The 20917-nt window shown below is 71.5% G+C and carries 17 protein-coding genes and 1 pseudogene; 6 read left to right on the top strand and 12 right to left on the bottom strand.

All coding sequences use genetic code 11. The annotated features are described in order from the left end of the window. Positions 1–142: 142 nt before the first annotated feature. The gene (locus ACTYVM_RS32225) at positions 143–2077 is read right to left on the bottom strand and encodes a serine/threonine-protein kinase (protein WP_445529361.1); all 1935 of its coding nucleotides are present in this window, start codon (positions 2075–2077) and stop codon (positions 143–145) included. Positions 2078–2332: 255 nt separating this feature from the next. Then, the gene (locus ACTYVM_RS32220) at positions 2333–4039 is read right to left on the bottom strand and encodes a glycerol-3-phosphate dehydrogenase/oxidase (RefSeq protein ID WP_445529360.1); all 1707 of its coding nucleotides are present in this window, start codon (positions 4037–4039) and stop codon (positions 2333–2335) included. Positions 4040–4339: 300 nt separating this feature from the next. Between ACTYVM_RS32220 and ACTYVM_RS32215 the strand changes: the two genes are divergently transcribed. Then, positions 4340–5548, top strand: a complete 1209-nt coding sequence (locus ACTYVM_RS32215) for a nucleotide sugar dehydrogenase (RefSeq protein WP_445529359.1) — start codon at positions 4340–4342, stop codon at positions 5546–5548. 214 nt (positions 5549–5762) lie between these two features. On the opposite strand, the gene ACTYVM_RS32210 is transcribed toward ACTYVM_RS32215, so the two are convergent. From ACTYVM_RS32210 to ACTYVM_RS32195, 4 genes are all read right to left on the bottom strand, one after another. After that, a complete protein-coding gene (locus ACTYVM_RS32210; protein ID WP_445529358.1) occupies positions 5763–6887 on the bottom strand; it encodes a GuaB3 family IMP dehydrogenase-related protein in 1125 nt (374 codons plus the stop codon). Between the two features lie 105 nt (positions 6888–6992). Then, entirely contained in the window at positions 6993–8495 is a 1503-nt protein-coding gene (guaB, locus tag ACTYVM_RS32205) for an IMP dehydrogenase (protein WP_445529357.1), read from the bottom strand. A 223-nt stretch (positions 8496–8718) separates the two neighbouring features. Beyond that, positions 8719–9306, bottom strand: coding sequence for a sigma-70 family RNA polymerase sigma factor (locus tag ACTYVM_RS32200; protein ID WP_100569800.1), 588 nt, complete (start codon positions 9304–9306; stop codon positions 8719–8721). Between the two features lie 451 nt (positions 9307–9757). After that, on the bottom strand, positions 9758–10369 hold the full coding sequence (locus ACTYVM_RS32195) for a response regulator transcription factor (RefSeq protein ID WP_003948568.1): 612 nt from the start codon (positions 10367–10369) through the stop codon (positions 9758–9760). 380 nt (positions 10370–10749) lie between these two features. Here ACTYVM_RS32195 and ACTYVM_RS32190 point away from each other — a divergent pair, with 380 nt between their 5' ends. Beyond that, entirely contained in the window at positions 10750–11079 is a 330-nt protein-coding gene (locus tag ACTYVM_RS32190) for a WhiB family transcriptional regulator (protein WP_358733963.1), read from the top strand. Between the two features lie 95 nt (positions 11080–11174). Here ACTYVM_RS32190 and ACTYVM_RS32185 read toward each other — a convergent pair whose 3' ends face one another. Then, the gene (locus ACTYVM_RS32185; RefSeq protein WP_445529356.1) at positions 11175–12071 is read right to left on the bottom strand and encodes a LysR family transcriptional regulator; all 897 of its coding nucleotides are present in this window, start codon (positions 12069–12071) and stop codon (positions 11175–11177) included. Positions 12072–12152: 81 nt separating this feature from the next. Here ACTYVM_RS32185 and ACTYVM_RS32180 point away from each other — a divergent pair, with 81 nt between their 5' ends. The 3 genes from ACTYVM_RS32180 (at position 12153) to ACTYVM_RS32170 (ending at position 14550) form a co-directional block, all read left to right on the top strand. Next, on the top strand, positions 12153–12869 hold the full coding sequence (locus ACTYVM_RS32180; protein WP_445529355.1) for an MOSC domain-containing protein: 717 nt from the start codon (positions 12153–12155) through the stop codon (positions 12867–12869). A gap of 102 nt (positions 12870–12971) precedes the next feature. Further along, positions 12972–13745 (top strand): SDR family NAD(P)-dependent oxidoreductase, encoded by a 774-nt coding sequence (locus ACTYVM_RS32175; RefSeq protein ID WP_445529354.1) that lies wholly within the window; start codon positions 12972–12974, stop codon positions 13743–13745. A gap of 97 nt (positions 13746–13842) precedes the next feature. Then, positions 13843–14550, top strand: a complete 708-nt coding sequence (locus tag ACTYVM_RS32170; RefSeq protein ID WP_445529353.1) for an ester cyclase — start codon at positions 13843–13845, stop codon at positions 14548–14550. 31 nt (positions 14551–14581) lie between these two features. On the opposite strand, the gene ACTYVM_RS32165 is transcribed toward ACTYVM_RS32170, so the two are convergent. The 5 genes and pseudogenes from ACTYVM_RS32165 to ACTYVM_RS32145 form a co-directional block, all read right to left on the bottom strand. After that, entirely contained in the window at positions 14582–15298 is a 717-nt protein-coding gene (locus ACTYVM_RS32165) for an MBL fold metallo-hydrolase (RefSeq protein WP_445529352.1), read from the bottom strand. A 158-nt stretch (positions 15299–15456) separates the two neighbouring features. Beyond that, complete coding sequence (gene groL / locus ACTYVM_RS32160; protein WP_445529351.1) at positions 15457–17082, bottom strand: chaperonin GroEL; 1626 nt, start codon at positions 17080–17082, stop codon at positions 15457–15459. A 126-nt stretch (positions 17083–17208) separates the two neighbouring features. Beyond that, complete coding sequence (gene groES, locus ACTYVM_RS32155; protein WP_100569792.1) at positions 17209–17517, bottom strand: co-chaperone GroES; 309 nt, start codon at positions 17515–17517, stop codon at positions 17209–17211. Between the two features lie 343 nt (positions 17518–17860). Further along, positions 17861–18696, bottom strand: a pseudogene (locus ACTYVM_RS32150) (polysaccharide deacetylase family protein). Continuing rightward, positions 18693–19631 carry a polysaccharide deacetylase family protein gene (locus ACTYVM_RS32145; protein WP_445529350.1) on the bottom strand — a complete coding sequence of 313 codons (939 nt, stop codon included), beginning with the start codon at positions 19629–19631 and terminating at the stop codon, positions 18693–18695. Before ACTYVM_RS32145 ends, ACTYVM_RS32150 begins: the two are co-directional and overlap by 4 nt. Positions 19632–19721: 90 nt before the next feature. On the opposite strand from ACTYVM_RS32145, the gene ACTYVM_RS32140 reads away from it, so the two are divergent. After that, positions 19722–20915 (top strand): class I SAM-dependent methyltransferase, encoded by a 1194-nt coding sequence (locus ACTYVM_RS32140; RefSeq protein ID WP_445529349.1) that lies wholly within the window; start codon positions 19722–19724, stop codon positions 20913–20915. Positions 20916–20917: the final 2 nt, after the last annotated feature.

Here is a 20917-nt window from a genome sequence, read left to right as displayed (position 1 = left end):
CACGCGTCCCGTTCCCGATGCTTACGGTCCGCAACCACTCACGATACGTGCCGGAGGCAACCCGCAATGACGGGATGCCGGATCTCGCACGCCGAACCCGGGGCCGGGGCCCCGGGGGTGGGCGGCGGGACCGGTCCGCTCACTACTTCTTCGGCTGGAAGGTCTCCGTCAGCGTCTTCCAGGTGCTCTTGCGCAGGTCGCTGTCCCATGCCGCGGCCTTCGCGCCGTACATCAGCGCGTACCCGAGGTGGTCGTTCACCACGAACCCGCGGTCTATGGTGCGGTACTTGGTCCCGCCGTCGACGTAGGTGAACTCCCAGTCGGCGGTGTTCCAGTCGCGGTAGTCCACCTTCTCTATGCGCACCCGCTTGTACTGGGAGCGCACCATGTACTTCTCCTGGTTGGTCCAGTCGGCGACCGGGTCGCCCTTGGGCGTGGACGTCCAGGCGACGAGCAGCCGCTGCCCGTCGGGGCCGGTGAAGCGGACCCCCGCGGAGTCGGTGCTCGCGTAACTCCAGCCCGCGGGCAGCCCGATGGAGAAGCCCTGGGCACCCTTGTACGTCGAGGCCACGGGGGCACCGCCGTCGTCCCCGGACCTGTCCCCGCCGGACCCGGAGCTGGAATCGGAGTGGGAACCGGAATCGGAACCGGAAGGGGAGTCCTCACCCGACGTCCCGGCGTCGGCGGCCGTGGCCGGCGTGCCACTGGAGCCGTCGGCCTCCGTCGCGGAGCCGGACCGGTCCCCGCCCGTGCGGGCACCGTCGGTCGCGTCCTGCCGGGTGGAGGCGTCCGCGGACGCACCGGCGGTGGCGGCCGTACGACCGGCCGCGTTCTTGTCGTCGCCGCCCTTGTCGTCACCGCCGAGCGTGAAGGCCAGCACGGCGCCGACCACGGCGAGCACCACGACCACCGCGACGATCAACAGCGTCCGCCGCGGCACCACGTCGGTGAGCGACGCCCTGGGCGCCGGGCGCGGCGGCAGGTCCAGGTCCGGCGGGGTCATCACGGGCCACCCGGAACTGGGCCGCCCGGCCCGGTCGCCCGCCTCCTCGCCCCGCCTGCCTCCGGAACCCGAACCGGAGCCGGAACCCGAACCGAAGCCCGCCGAACCGCCCTTGCGGGTACGCCGGTCCGGCTGCGCGGGCAGCGGGACGACCTTGGTCGCGTCCGCGGGCGGCTCCGGCTCGTCGTCCTTCGACTCGGGCGCGTTGACGACGGCGTTGAGCATGGCCCGGGCGCCCGCGTCGTCGAGCCGCTCGACCGGGTCCTTGTTGAGCAGGCCGTGGATGACGTCCCTGAGCGGACCGGCGTTCCTGGGCTCCCCCAGCGGTTCGGTCATCACCGCGGTCAGGGTGGCGATCGCCGAGCCCTTGTCGTACGGCGGCGTGCCCTCCACCGACGCGTACAGCAGGCCGCCGAGCGACCACAGGTCGGCCGCCGGGCCGGGCTTGTGCCCGCGGGCCCGCTCCGGGGAGATGTAGGAGGGGGCGCCGACGAGCATGCCGGTGGAGGTGATGGACGGGTCGCCCTCGACCTGCGCGATGCCGAAGTCGGTGAGGACGACCCGGCCGTCGTCGGCGATGAGCACGTTGGACGGCTTCACGTCGCGGTGCAGGATGCCCTGGGCGTGCGCGGAGCGCAGCACGTCGAGGACCGCGAGCCCGACCTCGGCCGCCCGCCGCGGCTCCAGCAGCCCGTCCTCGCGGATGACTTCGGCGAGCGACTTGCCCTCGACGAGTTCCATCACGATCCACGGGCGGTCGTCCTCGTCGACCACGTCGAAGACGGTGACCGCGCTGGTGTCGCGGATGCGCGCGATCGCCTTGGCCTCGCGCAGCGTGCGCGTGATCAGCCGCCGCTTCTCGTCCTCGTCGATGTTCGACGGGAACCGCAGCTCCTTGACGGCGACGGTCCGGCCCAGGGTCTCGTCCTCGGCCCGCCACACCGTGCCCATGCCGCCGCGGCCGAGCACGTCCCCCAGTCGGTAGCGCCCGGCGAGAAGGCGCTTGCTCCTGTCCTGCAGAGAGTCCTGACGAGTGTCCTGACGGGGTGTTCCCGCCCGCTCCGCGTCCGACATGCGTCCCCTCATGCAACCCGCCCTGACAGAGCCTTCATTCTCTCTCACCCGGCGAGCACGCGACGCCCAGGGGGCCCTGGGGAAACCGTCCGGGCAGGGTCGAACAGCCTTTGACACGCGCGAGAATGACGGACCGTGACAACAGGGAAGCCAAGGGTGTCGACCCTTCGGACCATTCCTGCCATAAGCGCGCCGGGGGCCTCGCAGCACGTGTCGTGCGTCTCGTGCGGGGCGGTGGGCCGGCCCCCGGCGGGTTCACAACGGCACGATGTCCGGTGCTCCCAGCCGGGCCGCGTCGGCCGTCAGGTCGTCGGGCTGGCGCTGCGACTCCCGCTCGGCCTCCACCCGCTTCTCGTAGTGCTCGATCTCGCGTTCGATCTGGTCCTTGTCCCAGCCCAGCACCGGCGCCATCAGCTCGGCGGCCTCCCGGGCGCTGCGCGTGCCCCGGTCGAAGGTCTCGATGGATATGCGGGTGCGCCGGGTCAGCACGTCGTCCAGATGCCGGGCGCCCTCGTGGGAGGCGGCGTAGACGATCTCGGCGCGCAGATAGTCGTCGGCGGCCTTGAGCGGGGCGCCCAGCGTCGGGTCCTCGGCGACGAGGGCGAGGACCTCCCGCGCCGCCGACCCGAACCTCCTCAACAGGTGCTCCACGCGCACCGCGTGGAGGCCGTTCTCGGCGGCGATGCGTGCCCGCGCGTTCCACAGGGCCGGATAGCCCTCGGCGCCGAGCAGCGGGATCTCCTCGGTGACGCAGTCGGCGACGCGCATGTCGAGGCCGCGCACCGCCTCGTCGACGGCGTCCTTGGCCATCACCCGGTAGGTCGTGTACTTGCCGCCCGCGACCACGACGAGGCCGGGCACCGGATGGGCCACGGTGTGCTCGCGCGACAGCTTGCTGGTGGCGTCGGACTCGCCGGCCAGCAGCGGCCGCAGGCCGGCGTACACGCCCTGCACGTCGTCACGGCCGAGCGGCACCGCCAGTACCGAGTTGACGCGGTCGAGGAGGTAGTCGATGTCGGCGCTGGAGGCGGCCGGGTGGGCTTTGTCGAGGTCCCAGTCGGTGTCGGTGGTGCCGACGATCCAGTGCCGGCCCCAGGGGATCACGAAGAGCACGGACTTCTCGGTGCGCAGGATCAGCCCGCTGCCGGAGTTGATGCGGTCCTTGGGCACGACGAGGTGGATGCCCTTGGAGGCCCGGACGTGGAACTGGCCGCGCTCCCCCACCATCGCCTGGGTGTCGTCGGTCCATACCCCCGTGGCGTTGACGATCTGCTGTGCGCGGATCTCGTACTCGCCGCCGCCCTCCACGTCCCGCACCCGCGCGCCGACGACCCGCTCGCCCTCGCGCAGGAATCCGGTGACGCGGGCGCGGTTGGCGGCCTGCGCGCCGTACGACGCCGCCGTGCGCACCAGGGTGGCCACGAAGCGGGCGTCGTCCATCTGGGCGTCGTAGTACTGAAGGGCGCCGACCAGGGCGTCCTTGCGCAGGCAGGGAGCCACCCGCAGCGCGTGACGGCGGGTCAGGTGGCGGTGCATGGGCAGGCCCCGGCCGTGACCGCGGGCCATCGACATGGCGTCGTACAGGGCGACGCCGGACCCGGCGTACAGGCGCTCCCAGCCGTGGTGCTGGAGCGGGTAGAGGAACGGCACCGGGCGGACCAGGTGAGGGGCGAGGCGTTCGAGGAGCAGGCCGCGCTCCTTCAGCGCCTCCCGGACCAGCGCGAAGTCGAGCATCTCCAGATAGCGCAGTCCGCCGTGTATCAGCTTGCTGGACCGGCTCGACGTACCCGACGCCCAGTCACGTGCCTCCACTATCCCGGTGGCCAGACCGCGGGTGACGGCGTCCAGGGCGGTGCCGGCTCCGACCACGCCTCCGCCCACGACCAGGATGTCCAGCTCCCGTTCGGCCATTGCCGCCAGTGCCTCGGCGCGCTGCGCCGGCCCCAGAGTCGCTGTCCTCACCGCTGCCTCCCGCTGTCGCTCGCGCCGGCCGCACCCGTCGGGCGAAGCCCGTTCCCGTCCCCCATGCCTCTAGCGTGTCCCCCCGCCTCCTCCCCATGCCCAAATTCTGACCGGGTTGCCCGCCTTCAGCCACCAGTCGCCCCCGCCCTGTGGACAACTCCGCGGGTGGACCGAGAAACACGCTGGTCAATCCCACATAACGGTCATATTTACTCCTAGTCTGACATTGCGCTCGCTCGTCCTGTCCACAGGACTTGCGCGCCTGCCACGCCTCGGTTATCGGGAAGGACCGCCCACGCCATGCCCGCAGATCTCGCCGTCATCGGACTCGGCCCGCTCGGCCTGCCCCTGGCCCAGGCCGCCGTCTGTGCCGGCATCCCCACCCTCGGGTACCGCACCGGGAACGAGTCCGGCTCCCTCAGCCCCGCCGAACTGCGCCGGATGCTCTCGGGGGGCTTCCGGCCGGCCACCGATCCGGCCGAACTCGGCCGGGTGCGCACCGCGGTGATCTGCGCGCCGACCCCGCGGGGCGCGGACGGCGGGCTCGACCTGAGCCAGGTGGAGGCCGCCGCCCGCACGCTCGCCGGGCAGATGCGCCCGCACACCACCGTGATCCTGGAGTCGCCCGCGCACCCCGGAACCACGGAGGAGTTCCTGCTCCCGCTCCTGGAGAAGGGATCGGGGCTGCGGGCGGGCCGCGACTTCCACCTCGCCTACTCGCCCAGCCGCGTGGACCCCGGCAACCGCGACGTCACCCCGGCCAACACCCCCAAGGTGATCGGCGGCCTCACCCCGGCGTGCACCGAGTCGGCCGCGGCCTTCTACGGGCGGCTGACCGACAAGGTGGTACGCGCACGGGGGCTGAGGGAGGCGGAGACGGTCCAGCTCCTGGAGACCAACTACCGGCACGTCAACATCGCCCTGGTCAACGAGATGGCCGTGCTCTGCCACGACCTGGGCGTCGACCTGTGGGACGTCGTGCGCTGCGCGGAGACCAAGCCGTACGGCTTCCAGGCCTTCCGCCCCGGCCCCGGCGTCGGCGGGCACGGCCTCCCGCAGGACCTGGCCGGCCACGCGGGCTGCGGGCTGCGCATGGTGGAACTCGCCGAACAGGTCAACGGCCGCATGCCGCGCTACGTCGTCCAGCGCGCCGCCGCCCTGCTGAACGAGCACGGCAAGTCGGCCCGCGGCGCCCGGGTCCTGCTGCTCGGCGTCACGTACAAGGCCGACCTCGCCGACCTCCAGGGCACGCCCGCCGAGGAGATCGCCGTCCGGCTGACGGGCCTCGGCGCCTCGGTCAGCTACCACGACCCGTACGTGCCCGCGTGGAGCGTGCGTGACCAGCCGGTGCCCCGCGCGGACGGCCTGTACGAGGCGGTCGCCGACGCCGACCTGACGATCCTGCTCCAGCAGCACCGCACGTACGACCTACAGGGCCTCTCGGTGAAGGCCCAGCTACTCCTGGACACCTGCGGAGCCGCGCCCACGGGGGCGGCGCATCGGTTGTGAAGGGGGCGCATGCGTCGTCTGCGAGCTTCCAGCGCTGGTGGCGTGAGGTTCCGCGGCGTACCCCGCGTATTCGCCCCGAAGGCAACCGTGCGCCTCCGCCCCGCTCTACGCGCCCCCACCTGCACGGACGCCGGCATACGCGAAGGGGCCCGGTCGCCCGCGTGAGCGAGTGACCGGGCCCCTTTTGTGGACCGTGACCGTGACCGCGGTGTGGCTACCGCTTGTGCTGCGAGTCGCCCACCGTCACCTCGACCCGCTGGAACTCCTTGAGCTCGCTGTAGCCGGTCGTGGCCATGGCGCGGCGCAGGGCGCCGAAGAAGTTCATGGAGCCGTCGGGGGTGTGCGAGGGGCCGGTGAGGACCTCCTCGATGGTGCCGACCGTGCCGAGGTCGACCTTCTGGCCGCGCGGCAGCTCCGCGTTCACGGCCTCCATGCCCCAGTGGTGGCCCTTGCCGGGCGCGTCGGTGGCGCGCGCCAGCGGGGAGCCCATCATCACGGAGTCGGCACCGCAGGCGATCGCCTTGGGCAGGTCGCCGGACCAGCCGACGCCGCCGTCCGCGATCACGTGCACGTACCGGCCGCCGGACTCGTCCATGTAGTCACGGCGGGCGGCGGCCACGTCGGCGACCGCGGTGGCCATGGGGACCTGGATGCCGAGCACGTTGCGCGTGGTGTGCGCGGCGCCGCCGCCGAAGCCGACCAGGACGCCGGCCGCGCCGGTGCGCATCAGGTGCAGGGCCGCGGTGTAGGTGGCGCAGCCGCCGACGATCACCGGGACGTCGAGCTCGTAGATGAACTGCTTGAGGTTCAGCGGCTCGTGCGAGGACGACACGTGCTCCGCCGAGACCGTCGTACCGCGGATGACGAAGATGTCCACGCCCGCGTCCACGACGGCCTTGGAGAACTGGGCGGTGCGCTGCGGGGAGAGCGCGGCCGCGGTGACCACGCCCGAGTCGCGCACCTGCTTGATCCGCGCGCCGATCAGCTCTTCCTTGATGGGAGCGGCGTAGATCTCCTGGATGCGGCGGGTCGCGGCCCCGGCGGGCAGCTCCGCGATCTCGTCGAGCAGCGGCTGCGGGTCCTCGTACCGCGTCCACAGGCCCTCGAGGTTGAGCACGCCCAGGCCGCCCAGCTCGCCGATCCGGATGGCCGTGGCCGGGGAGACGACCGAGTCCATGGGGGCGGCCAGGAAGGGAAGCTCGAAGCGGTAGGCGTCGATCTGCCAGGCGATCGAGACCTCCTTCGGGTCCCGCGTACGGCGGCTGGGGACGACGGCGATGTCGTCGAAGGCGTACGCCCGGCGGCCGCGCTTGCCGCGCCCGATCTCGATCTCAGTCACGTCTGTGGCCTTTCCCTGATGCGTTGCAGCGTCTTCCAGTATCGCCGACACCCATGGCAAGGGCGGCTCCGGATGCTCCCGGAGCCGCCCTGCACGGCCTGCCGCCTACTTGCTGCTGTAGTTCGGCGCCTCGACCGTCATCTGGATGTCGTGCGGGTGGGACTCCTTCAGGCCCGCCGAGGTGATCCGGACGAAGCGGCCCTTGGACTCCATCTCCTCGATGGTGGCCGCGCCCACGTAGCCCATGGTCTGGCGCAGGCCGCCGACGAGCTGGTGCAGGACGTTGGCCAGCGGGCCGCGGTAGGGCACCTGGCCCTCGATGCCCTCGGGCACGAGCTTGTCGTCGGAGGCGACCTCGGCCTGGAAGTACCGGTCCTTCGAGTACGACCTGGCCTGGCCGCGGGACTGCATGGCGCCGAGCGAGCCCATGCCCCGGTAGGACTTGAACTGCTTGCCGTTGATGAAGAGCAGCTCGCCGGGCGACTCCTCGCAGCCCGCGAGCAGGCTGCCCAGCATGACCGTGTCGGCGCCGGCGGCGAGTGCCTTGCCGATGTCGCCGGAGTACTGCAGGCCGCCGTCGCCGATCAGCGGGATACCCGCCGGGCGGGCGGCGAGGGACGCCTCGTAGATGGCGGTGACCTGCGGGACGCCGATGCCGGCAACCACGCGCGTGGTGCAGATCGAGCCGGGGCCCACGCCCACCTTGATGCCGTCGACACCGGCGTCGATCAGGGCCTGCGCGCCGTCGCGCGTGGCGACGTTGCCGCCGATCACGTCGACGGACACGCTCGACTTGATCTTCGACATCCAGCTCAGCGCGTTGCTGTTGTGGCCGTGCGAGGTGTCGACGACCAGGAAGTCCGCCCCGGCCTCGGCGAGCGCCTGGGCGCGCTCCAGGGCCTCGGGGCTGGCACCCACCGCGGCACCGACGAGCAGCCTGCCCTCGGAGTCCTTGGCCGCGTTCGGGTACTGCTCCGCCTTGACGAAGTCCTTGACGGTGATCAGGCCCTTGAGGATGCCCTGGTCGTCGACGAGCGGCAGCTTCTCGATCTTGTGCTTGCGCAGCAGCTGCATGGCGTCGACGCCGGAGATGCCGACCTTGCCGGTGACCAGCGGCATCGGCGTCATCACGTCGCGCACCTGGCGGCTGCGGTCGGTCTCGAAGGCCATGTCACGGTTGGTGACGATGCCAAGGAGCCTGCCGGCCGGGTCGGTGACGGGCACGCCGCTGATGCGGAACTTGGCGCACAGGGCGTCCGCCTCGGCGAGCGTCGCCTCCGGGTGCACCGTGATGGGGTCGGTGACCATGCCGGACTCGGACCGCTTGACCAGGTCGACCTGGTTGACCTGGTCCTCGACCGAGAGGTTGCGGTGCAGCACACCGACACCGCCCAGGCGGGCCATCGAGATCGCCATGCGGGACTCGGTCACCTTGTCCATCGCCGCCGAGAGCAGCGGGATGTTGACCCGGACGTTGCGGGAGATACGGGACGATGTGTCGACCGCGTTGGGGAGCACCTCGGATGCACCCGGCAGGAGGAGCACGTCGTCGTAGGTCAGCCCGAGTGTCGCGAATTTCTCGGGCACTCCGTCGACGTTGGCAGTCATGACACCTTCCCCAGATGGCCTTGATCGGTGCGGATGTCCATGCTAACGGGAAGCACGCGTTGCTCATTCCACGATTCCGGGCGGCTCCGCACTTCGTACCTTCGTACGGAATCGTCCCGCCATGCACCCCCGCACGAGCCTCGGCACGCGTCCCGGCGTGCCCGCCCGCACGAGCCCCGGTACGCGTTCGTCCGGAGCGGTGGGCGAAGGGCGGGACCGCCGCCTACTGTTCGGCCAGGGCACGCAGCCGGCTGAGCGCCCGGTGCTGGGCCACCCGAACCGCGCCTGGTGACATTCCCAACATCTGTCCCGTTTCCTCCGCGGTCAACCCCACCGCGATGCGCAGCAGCAGCAGTTCGCGCTGGTTCTCCGGGAGGCTGGCCAGCAGCTTCTTGGCCCACTCGGCGTCGCTGCTGAGCAGGGCACGCTCCTCGGGGCCGAGGGAGTCGTCCGGGCGCTCCGGCATCTCGTCCGAGGGCACGGCCGTCGAGCCCGGGTGCCGCATGGCGGCGCGCTGGAGGTCGGCGACCTTGTGAGCGGCGATGGCGAAGACGAAGGCCTCGAAGGGACGGCCGGTGTCCTTGTAGCGGGGCAGTGCCAGCAGGACCGCGACGCAGACCTCCTGGGCCAGGTCCTCGACGAAGTGCCGGGCGTCGCCCGGGAGCCGGGACAGCCGGGTGCGGCAGTAGCGCAGCGCCAGCGGGTGCACCCGGGCGAGCAGGTCGTGTGTGGCCTGCTCGTCACCGTCGACGGCGCGGTGGACGAGCGCACCGATCGCCCCTTGGGCAAGTGCCGCCTGGTCGTCGCGCATCGGTCCATGGTGCCTTGACGTCGTCCGTTCCGTGGCACCGCCTTCGTGGTTGTGCACCGAAGCGTTATGAGCAGGTGCGCCGAAGCTCATCCCCTGCGCCCTCCCCTTCCGCTCGACCAACTCGTCCGCGAGGAACTCCACACCCTCAAGGATGCGTCATCCGCGACGAAACGAGCAGCAGGCGCCGGGCGGGGCGCTTTGCCACCGGCGTCCGCGATGCGGTATGGCACGTCACGCGCGGTCCGGGCCCACGTTCTCACAGGGCCGCGACGGCCGCTCGCCGCCTCCCGGCCGCCCGGGGCCGGAGAGCGGGACCCGTGCGGAGAGGTACGAGCGGCACGGATCCGCATGACCGGCCGGCGGACGCCCCCCACGCTCGTCGCCGTGCGTGGGGGGCGTCGCGTTCCAGTACGCCGGTCCGGGGCGGCCCGGACCGGGATCCGCGCGCGTCCTAGCGGACCAGGCCCCAGCGGAAACCGAGGGCCACCGCGTGCGCGCGGTCCGAGGCGCCGAGCTTCTTGAACAGCCGGCGGGCGTGGGTCTTGACGGTGTCCTCGGAGAGGAACAGCTCACGACCGATCTCCGCGTTGGAGCGGCCGTGGCTCATGCCCTCCAGGACCTGGATCTCCCGCGCGGTGAGCGTGGGCGCGGCACCCATCTCGGCCGAACGCAGCCGACGCGGGGCGAGCCGCCAGGTGGGGTCGGCGAGGGCCTGTGTCACCGTGGCCCGCAGCTCCGCACGGGAGGCGTCCTTGTGCAGGTACCCGCGGGCGCCCGCGGCCACGGCGAGCGCCACGCCGTCGAGGTCCTCGGCGACGGTGAGCATGATGATGCGCGCGCCGGGGTCCGCGGACAGCAGGCGCCGGACGGTCTCGACGCCCCCCAGTCCGGGCATGCGCACGTCCATGAGAATGAGGTCGGAGCGGTCGGCGCCCCAGCGGCGGAGGACTTCCTCGCCGTTGGCCGCCGTCGTCACGCGCTCGACGCCGGGCACGGTCGCGACCGCGCGACGCAGCGCCTCTCGGGCAAGCGGGGAGTCGTCGCAGACGAGGACGGATGTCATGGCCGTCCTCCGCAGCTGATGCGCGTCACCTTGAGCCTCCAGGCTGGTACGGAATCGTCACCTGTGCGGTCGACCGTCTCGGACGCCCGCCCGAGCGCTTGTGTTCTCAACCGCCTCCGCACTCTCAACGACGGTCACTCGAAAGAGTTACGGGGCTGTACGCCGTCTTCGGCACTCTACGTGAGGGAACGGACACAGAGCAGACATGAACGTCAGACCCTCAACTTTTCATCACAAGCTATGCCCCATTTAGCCCCTTTTCTTCCCGTTTCTCGGTGTCTAGGGCTAGATTCGCAATGAGTCATATTTTCATCTCCTTAGATCGGAGATGTACGGTCGTTGCCACGTATCCGCCACGAACGGCTACAAGGGGTCACGTAATGGCAGATTTCTCCCGCCTTCCCGGACCGAACGCGGACCTGTGGGACTGGCAGTTGCTGGCTGCCTGCCGTGGGGTCGACAGCTCGCTCTTCTTCCATCCCGAGGGCGAGCGCGGGGCGGCTCGGAGCGCTCGAGAGAACTCGGCCAAGGAGGTCTGCATGAGGTGCCCCGTCCGTGCGGAGTGCGCGGCGCACGCCTTGGCGGTGCGCGAGCCGTACGGAGTGTGGGGAGGCCTGACCGAGGACGAGCGCGAAGAGCTCATGGGGCGGGCACGGAACCGGCTGGTGTCGGCGTCGTCGACCAGCGGGGACACCGCCTCGGACAACTGAAGGAACGTTTTTTCTTATCCGTTCGCGTCAAGCCGCAGCAGGGCACGCGCCACGCGTGCCCTCGCGCCAGCCGATCCCCTTGTGCCGGCTTGTTCTCAGCGGGCCCCGGCCCGCACCAGCTCCTCCAGCGTCGCCGCCACCGCCGGCACCTGTGCCAGGTCGGGCAGCGTGAGGGCGACGATCTCCCGCCGCACCGCCGGTTCCAGCTCCACGGTGCGCGCGCCCCTGGGCCGTACCGACTCGACCGCGAGCTGGGGCAGGACCGCGACCCCCAGTCCCGCACCCACCAGGCCGACCACCGCCGGGTAGTCGTCGGTCGCGAAGTCGATACGGGGCGTGAAGCCGGCGCCCTCGCACACCTGGACGAGCTGGCCGCGGCAGCGCGGGCAGCCCGCGATCCACGGATCGCCCGCGAGCTCGCCGATGGCGACGGACCCCGCGCGGGCCAGCCGGTGCCGCTCGGGCACCAGCCCCACCAGCCGGTCGGTCAGCAGCGGCCGTACGACGAGGTCCTCCCACTCCCCGGCGTCCGCGGCCCCCTCGTAGCGGAAGGCGAGCGCCACGTCGCAGTCGCCCTGGCGCAGCAGTTCGACGGACCTCGGCGGCTCGGCCTCCTCCAGGGACACCCGGGTGCCGGGGTGCGCGGCGCGCAGCGCGGCGAGCGCGGTGGGCACGAGCGTGGAACTTCCGCTGGGGAAGGAGACGAGCCGTACCCGCCCGGCCCGCAGCCCGGCGATGGCGGCGATCTCCTCCTCGGCGGCGGTGAGCCCGGCGAGGATGCCGGTGGCGTGCCGGACGAGCGCGTCGCCGGCCTGGGTCAGGCGCATCTCGCGGCCGGCCCGGACCAGCAGCGGGGTGCCGACGGCCGCCTCGAGGGCCTTCATCTGCTGGCTGACAGCCGGCTGGGTGCAGCCCAGTTCACGCCCCGCCGCGGAGAAGGAACCGGTGGTGGCCACGGCACGCAGTACACGGAGATGACGAGCCTCGATCACACCACCGAGCATAAGTGAAACTTGGACGGGCGGTGAATTGTCACGTCGACACTTTGACCGCCGTTCGCCTACGGTGCCCGCATGGAGCTTCTGTCAGTGAACCTGGGCCGCGCCGAGGCCGTGCCGTACACCGACCAGCCGGAGGGCGTGACCGGCATCGGCAAGCGGCCGGTGGACGGGCCGGTCGAGGTGTCGGCGCCGGGGCCGAAGGGGATCGGCGGGAGCGGGCTGGCCGGGGACGCGGTGTGCGACACGCGGCACCACGGCGGCGACGACCAGGCGGTGTACGCGGTGGCGCGCGAGGACCTCGACGCCTGGGAGGGCGAGCTGGGCCGGCCCCTGGCCAACGGCGCCTTCGGCGAGAACCTCACCACGCTCGGGCTGGACATCACCGGCGCGCGGATCGGCGAGCGCTGGCGCATCGGCTCGCCGCTCGGCCCCTCGGTGCTCCTGGAGGTCACCAGCGGGCGGATTCCCTGCCGGACCTTCCAGGGCCATCTGGGTGAGAAGGGGTGGGTGAAGCGGTTCACGCGCAGGGCTGCGCCGGGCGCGTATCTGCGGGTGATCGAAGCCGGTGAGATCCGGGCGGGCGACCCCGTCGAGGTCGTGCACCGCCCGGACCACGACGTGACCGTGGGCCTGGAGTTCCGGGCCATGACGACCGAGCGCCCGCTGCTGCCCCGGCTGCTCGCGGCGGGTACGGCGCTGCACCCGGAGGCGCTGGCGACGGCCGAGAAGTACGTGCGGGAGCACGCGCGGAAGCATGCGTCCGGGCACGCGCCGGACCAGGTGGGCTGACCTGACCGCGTGTCACCGTCTTGACGGTCACCTGTCCGTCACCGATCGGGAGGGCCTGTGCAGAGATCGGGACGGGGCCCCGTGGACCACTAATCTTTCGCCATGACAACGGCTCTGATTACGGGATCGACCGCGGGCATCGGCGCCGCCTTCGCGCGGCGGCTGGCGGCCGACGGGCACAACCTCGTGCTGGTGGCGCGCACCACCGAGCGTCTGACGGAGCAGGCCACGGAACTGCACGACCGGCACGGCATCGAGGCGGAGGTGCTGACGGCCGACCTGGCGACGGACGCGGGCATCGAGGCGGTCGCCGCCCGGCTGGGCGACCGCAAGGACCCCGTGGACCTGCTGGTCAACAACGCGGGCTTCGGCAACAAGGGCCGTTACCTGGACGTGTCGATGGCCGACGAGCTCCGGATGCTCAAGGTGCACGTCGAGGCGGTGCTGCGGCTGACGTCGGCGGCGACCGCGGCGATGCGCGAGCGCGGCCGGGGCGGCGTGGTGAACGTGGCCTCGGTGGCCGCCTTCGTGCCGCGCGGCACGTACGGCGCGTCGAAGGCGTGGGTCGTGCAGTTCACCCAGGGCGCGGCGCGCGACCTGGCCGGCAGCGGCGTACGGCTGATGGCGCTGTGCCCCGGCTTCGTGCGCACCGAGTTCCACGAGCGGGCCGGAATGGGCACGGACAACATCCCGAACTGGATGTGGCTGGACGCGGACAAGCTGGTCGCGGCGGCGCTGACGGACCTGGCCCACGGCAAGACCCTGTCCGTCCCGGACCCGCGGTACAAGGCGCTGATGGGCCTGGTGAAGGTGGCACCGCGCGGCCTGCTGGGCGGGATCACCTCGAAGACGGGCCGCAAGTACGGACCGCAGTGACGGTACGCGGGTGACGGTGCGGAGGTGACGGAGGCGCCCCGGTGGGAAAATGGCACCGACGGAACACCAGACCGGGCCAGGGGACCGGAGGCGCGTCATGACCTTCGTACAGCTCATCGACTGCAGGACGAGCCGGTTCGAGGAGATGAACCGGCTGCTGGACGACTGGGTCGAGAAGACCGGGGGCAGGCGGACCGCGACGCACACGGTCGTCGGCAAGGACCGGTCGGACGGGGCCCACGTCGTCGAGCTGGTGGAGTTCCCGTCGTACGAGGAGGCGATGCGGAGCTCGAACCTGCCGGAGACCGACGAGATCTTCCGGGGCCTGGTCGCCCTGTGCGACGAGATGCCCACCTTCACGGACCTGGACGTGGTGCGGGACGAGCAGCTCCACGAGATCGCCGTGCGCCGTTTCTACGGCACCCTGACGGCCGCCGGTGAGCTGCCGCCGCTCAACGACCTGATCGACGAGGACTGCCACAGCCACGACCCCGTCAACCCCCAGGTCACCATCGGCCTGGACGCCATCCGCCGCGACTTCCGGATGTGGCGCGACGCCTTCGACGCCTCGTTCACGGTCGAGGACCTGATGGCGCAGGGCAGCCGGGTCTGCGCCCGCTGGACCTGGACCGCCACGCACCGGGGCGAGTTCCTCGGCATCGCGCCCACCGGCCGGCAGGTCACCATGACCGGCATGACCGTCTTCCGCTTCGGCGACGACGGCAAGGTCGCCGAGGTGTGGTGGCAGCACGACCAACTGGGGCTGCTGCAACAACTGGGGGCGCTGGACGAGTTGGAGCAGTAGGCGGAGATCGTCACGGGGCGGGGGCCGAAGGTCACGCCGGGACGCTGTCGTGTGGCGGTTCCCAGACCGAGCAGTCGTGGGCGAAGAGCACGCGGCGGGGATCGAAGTCGATGAGCCGGTCCAGCCAGGGCCGGTAGGCGGGAAGCGGTGGTTCGGCGCCGGTGAGCACGGCTCGGCGAGCCAGGTGGTCCGACGCGAACTCGGACGCGAAGTCGTGTGCCTGACCGGCGAGGACCACGGTGCCGTCGCCTTGGCGGAGCACCAGGGACTGGTGGCCCTCGGTGTGGCCCGGAGTCGGAACGATCCAGACGCCCGGCCGGATCTCGGCCTCGCCGGTGAGTTCCTCGTAGGTCGCGCCGGGGAAGTCGATCAGCTCGTCGAAGGTGTGGCCGCCCCGGCGGGCCGTGGCCAACTCCGCGTCCTGGACCAGGATGGGCTTGCCCCTCAGCAGGGGATTCCCGCCGCAGTGGTCGAAGTGCAGGTGGCAGTTGACCACGAGTGAGATGTCCCCGGGGGCTGCTCCGGCCGCCGCCAGGGCCTCCGGCAGCGCACGGCGTCGGGGCCGGTAGTGCGCTTCGGTCTCACCGTCCGCGGAGCCCATACCCGTGTCGAAGAGGATCAGACCCTGGTCGTGCCGCACGAGGTAGGCCAGCACGGGCTCCACGCGCGGTTGCGCGGTCCCCGTCTCGACCGCGGGCCGGATGAAGTACCCCAGGTCCAGCCGGCGCACGGGCATGTTCTTCCTCATGCCGCCATTCTGACGGGCTGTCACCCGCTGTCCTGCCGCTCTCTGCCGACAGCAGATTCGGCCGTGCCTCCCGGACGTCGGGCACGTCGACGCACCGGTGCCCGGCGCCCCCGTAGGGGCGCCGGGCACCGGTGGTTCGGCTCAGCTCAGCTCAGCGCTCAGTGGGCGTGGCCGTGGCCGTGGCCCGCGGCGGCCGGCTCTTCCTCTTCCTTCTTCTCGACGACCAGGGTCTCGGTCGTGAGCAGGAGGGAGGCGATGGAGGCGGCGTTCTCCAGGGCGGAGCGGGTGACCTTGACCGGGTCGATGACGCCGGCCTTGATCAGGTCGCCGTACTCGCCGGTGGCGGCGTTGTAGCCGCTGCCCTTCTCCAGCTCCGCCACCTTGGAGACGATGACGTAGCCCTCGAGGCCGGCGTTCTCGGCGATCCAGCGCAGCGGCTCGACGGCGGCGCGGCGGACGACCGCGACACCCGTGGCCTCGTCGCCGGTCTTGTCGAGGTTGCCCTCCAGGACCTTCACGGCGTGGACGAGCGCGGAGCCACCACCGGAGACGATGCCCTCCTCGACCGCGGCGCGGGTCGCGGAGATGGCGTCCTCCAGACGGTGCTTCTTCTCCTTCAGCTCCACCTCGGTGGCGGCGCCGACCTTGATCACGCACACGCCGCCGGCCAGCTTCGCGAGGCGCTCCTGGAGCTTCTCACGGTCCCAGTCGGAGTCGGTGTTCTCGATCTCGGCCTTGATCTGGGAGACGCGACCCTCCACGTCCTCCTTGTTGCCGGCGCCGTCGACGATCGTGGTGTCGTCCTTGGTGACGGTGACGCGGCGGGCGGAGCCGAGGACGTCGAGACCGGCCTGGTCGACCTTGAGACCGACCTCCTCGGAGATGACCGTGGCGCCGGTGAGGACCGCCATGTCCTGGAGCATCGCCTTGCGGCGGTCGCCGAAGCCGGGGGCCTTGACGGCCACGGCGTTGAACGTGCCGCGGATCTTGTTGACGACCAGGGTCGACAGGGCCTCGCCGTCGACGTCCTCGGCGATGATCAGCAGCGGCTTCGAGGCGTTGGCCTGGATGATCTTCTCGAGGAGCGGGAGCAGGTCCGCGATGGCGGAGATCTTGCCCTGGTGGATCAGGATGTACGGGTCGTCGAGGACGGCCTCCATACGCTCCTGGTCCGTGACGAAGTACGGGGACAGGTAGCCCTTGTCGAAGGCCATGCCCTCGGTGAAGTCCAGCTCCAGACCGAAGGTGTTGGACTCCTCGACGGTGATGACGCCGTCCTTGCCGACCTTGTCCATCGCCTCGGCGATGAGCTCGCCGACCTGCTGGTCCTGGGCGGACAGCCCGGCGACGGCGGCGATGTCGGACTTCTCGTCGATCGGGCGGGCCGAGGCGTGCAGATCGTCGGAGACGGCCTTGACCGCGGCGTCGATGCCCTTCTTCAGCGCGGCCGGGGAGGCGCCCGCGGCGACGTTCTTCAGGCCCTCGCGCACGAGCGCCTGGGCGAGCACGGTGGCGGTGGTGGTGCCGTCACCCGCGATGTCGTTGGTCTTGGTCGCCACCTCCTTCACCAGCTGGGCGCCGAGGTTCTCGTACGGGTCCTCGATCTCGACCTCGCGGGCGATGGTGACGCCGTCGTTGGTGATGGTGGGCGCGCCGAACTTCTTGTCGATGACGACGTTGCGGCCCTTGGGGCCGATCGTCACCTTGACCGTGTCGGCAAGCTTGTTGACGCCGCGCTCGAGGGCGCGACGGGCGTCCTCGTCGAACTTCAGGATCTTCGCCATGGCAGCGGGAGCCCTCTCGGAATCTGGTGGTAAGACACTGCGCCCCGGGCGCCCGGCTTCTTATCGGTCGCGGGGGGCCAGGGGCGCAGCTCAGAATTGCCTCTGCTTCGTGAAGAAGCGGGTGAACTACTTCTCGATGATCGCGAGGACGTCGCGAGCCGAGAGGACGAGGTACTCCTCGTTGTTGTACTTCACCTCGGTGCCGCCGTACTTGCTGTAAAGCACGACGTCGCCGACCTTCACGTCGAGCGGAAGACGGTTGCCGTCCTCGAAGCGGCCCGGGCCCACGGCCAGGACGACGCCCTCCTGGGGCTTCTCCTTCGCGGTGTCCGGGATGACCAGGCCAGAGGCCGTGGTCTGCTCGGCGTCCAGCGGCTGGACCACGATGCGGTCCTCGAGCGGCTTGATGGCAACCTTGGTGCTGGCGGTCGTCACGATCCGACCTCCCCCTTCGGAGATCTCACGGGGTTAACTGTCTGAGGTGGCGACCAGGTCGATCCGTCGTCGCGGGTGCCGGACCTGCCCGTCGCTGTGTTGGCACTCTCCAGGGGGGAGTGCCAGACCTGAGACTATGACCGTCGTTAGCACTCGGTCAAGCGGAGTGCCAATTGCCTCGTGGCGCGTCGGCGGTGGGGTGCGGTTTTTGCCCACGTCTGTGCAAGGTGCCCCCTGCTGTGGTGACCGGCCCTGGGGGCTGCGCCCCCAGACCCCCTTCGGCCTGGACAGCCTCGTCCTCAATCGCCGGACCGGCTCCTGATGCCGGACTCGGCCGAGAAGCTCAGAGGTAGTCCTGCAGGCGGCCCACCGTCAGGCCGCTCTCCTGGATTCTGCGGAGCAGGCGGGTCGTGCGGTCGCGCAGGGGCGGGCCGTCGAGGTCGTCGTCGCCCGAGGCGACGAGGAGGATGTCACCGGCGCGCAGTTCGTGGGGGCCGTGCCGGAAGCGCAGGCCGTTGTCGGTCGTGACGCCGCGCCACAGGACCACCGCCGAGACCCCGCAGTCGGCGGCGGCGCGCAGGGTCGTCCTGTCGTACCTGCCGTAGGGCGGGCGGAAGAGGCGGGGGCTGACGCCGAAGCGGGAGCGGATCCTGTCCCGCTGGCCGCAGATCTCGGCGCGCTGACCCCCGTAGGGCAGGCCGCGCAGCGAGGGGTGGTCCAGGGTGTGGTTCTGGAGGTCCGCGCCGACCGACATCAGGCGCGCGAAGTGCCCGTACCCGGCCCGACGACGCTGTCCGTGAGGAACATGCTGACCGGCAGCCTCAGTTCACGGACCATGTCGACGAACCGCGGGTCCTTCTCCGCGCCGTCGTCGTAGGTGAGGAAGACGACCGGGTCGGAGGTCGCGACGCGGTCCACGACCTCGGGCGGGCCGGCGGGCGGGGTGGCGCCCGCGGGCCGGGATGGACGGTCCGGCGGCTTCGGCGGCGCCGGCAGCGGCGCCTCGAGTCCCCAGCGCCGGTAGGTCCGGTCGGCCGACGGGCTCTGCGGTCGTACGCCCTGCGCCGCCTTGCGTCCGAGCCGTTCGATGGGGTCGACGGACGTGGCACAGCCGGCCAGCAGCGCGGTGGTGAGCAGGGCCGCGGCCAACTGCCACGGCCGGACGGGCCGCGGCCTCACAGGTAGTCCTCCAGCCGGGCCACCGCGTACCCGTCGGCCGTGACCCTGTCCAGGAACCGGCGCATGTCGTCGGCCATCGTGCCGTTCCACTGGCGGCGGCCCCGGAAGTGGGTGAGCACGATGTCGCCGGGCCGCAGCCGCTGGTCACCCTCGCGGAACTCCCAGTGGTCGACGAAGACCTCCTCGTTCCAGATGGGCGCGTACTCGATGCCGCAGGACTTGGCGGCGCGCAGGGTGTCCTGGTTGTAGTTGCCGTAGGGCGGGCGGAACATCCTCGGGCGCTTGCCGAACCGTTCCTCCATGATGTCCTGCATGCCGCAGATCTCGCTCTTCTGCTGGTCGTAGGACAGACCCGGCAGGTAGGGGTGGTGCAGGGTGTGGTTGTTGAGGGTGACCCCCTGGCCCTGCATCCTCCGGAAGTAGCCGTAGTCGCCCCTGATGAGGTCGTCGGTGAGGAACGCCGTGTAAGGGATCTTCAGGTCCCGCATCATCCGCAGGAACTCCGGGTCCTTCTCCGCTCCGTCGTCGATGGTGAGGAAGACGACCTTGTCCTTGGTGGGGACCGTCGTGAAGACCGGAGGCAGGTTCCAGTCCCGCTGGTGCCTCACCTCGAAACCGGCGCGGGCGGTGGCCCTCGGCTTCGTCCTGGGCGGCTGTGGGGGGATCAGCGGGACCCGCTCCAGGCTCCAGCGCCGGGCGACGGCCACCCGCTGCGCGTAGGCGGTGCGCAGACGGTCCGCGTAGGAGCCGGGGGCGGCGACGGGCGGCGCCTGGGGGTGCGGCGGGCCGGGGACCGGGCGTACCCGCGTGCCCGGCTGCGCGCAGCCGGCGGCGAGGGCGGCGACGGCGAGCACCGTGAGCCCGCCGCGGATCCGGGGTCGGCGAATCAAGAACCTTTCCGGGTAATTTTTATCATTTTGTACTACCACTCCCATGGTGCCGAATCCTCGCAGGCGACCGCCCCGAAGCCGGGGCGACACCGCGGCCGGAGGCACACCGTCCGCCGACTGGCCCACAATGAGCCGGTGAACGACCACCTCCACGCCTTCGCCTCGCTGCTCACCCCCGAGGGCCGCGCCCTCCTCGACGAGGTGCGCGGCACCGGACCCGCCGACGAACTCGCCGTCGCCACCCGGCTGCGCCGTGAGCACCCCGCCGAACTGGTGTCGGCGGCGCTCGGCCAGGCCCGGCTGCGGCAGCGGGCGGCCGCGAAGTTCGGGGCCGAGGACGCGGGGCGGATGTTCTTCACGCCGAACGGGGTGGAGCAGTCGACGCGGGCGAGCGTGGCGGCGTACCGGGCGGGCCGGCTGCGGGAGTCGGGGGTGGCCTCGGTCGCGGACCTGTGCTGCGGGATCGGCGGCGACGCGATCGCCCTGGCCCGCGCCGGGATCCGGGTGCTCGCCGTGGACCGGGACCCGCTGACCGCCGCCGCGGCCCGCGCGAACGCCGAGGCGCTGGGGCTGGCGGACCTGATCGAGGTGCGGGAGGCGGACGTCACGGAGGTCGACACGGCGCCGTACGACGCGGTGTTCGTGGACCCGGCCCGCAGAGCGGGCACAGGACGGGGCGGCGGCCGAATCTTCGACCCCGAGGCGTACTCGCCGCCGCTGTCCTGGGCCGTCGACGCCGCGCTCCGGGCGCCCCGAGCGGCCCTGAAGATCGCCCCCGGCATCCCGCACGAGGTGGTCCCGCCGCAGGCCGAGGCCGAGTGGATCTCCGACGGCGGGGACGTGAAGGAGGCGGTGCTGTGGTTCGGCACCGAGCCGGGCCTGATCCGGGCCACCCTGCTGCCCGGCCCGCGCACCCTGCGCGGCCGCGGCCTGCCCGACCCCCCGGTGCGCACCCCGGGCCGCTACCTGTACGAGCCCGACGGCGCCGTCATCCGCGCCCACCTGGTCGCCGAGGTCGCCCGGGAACTCGACGGCGGTCTGCTCGACGGGACCATCGCCTACGTGACCGCCGACGAGCTGCGCCCCACCCCGTACGCCTCGGCCTACGAGATCTCCGACCGGCTGCCCTTCAACGTCAAGAAGCTCAAGGCCCTGCTGCGGGAGCGGGAGGTGGGCACGCTGACCGTGAAGAAGCGGGGCTCGGCGGTCGAACCGGAGGAACTGCGCAGGAAGGTCCTGCCGAAGCCGCACGGCAGGAACGCGGTGACGGTGTTCCTCACCCGGGTCGCCGGGGCGCCGACCATGCTGCTCGGCCACCCGGCGGGCTGACG

Source organism: Streptomyces cyslabdanicus (assembly GCF_052663305.1).
This window is presented reverse-complemented; position numbering and strand designations above follow the sequence as displayed.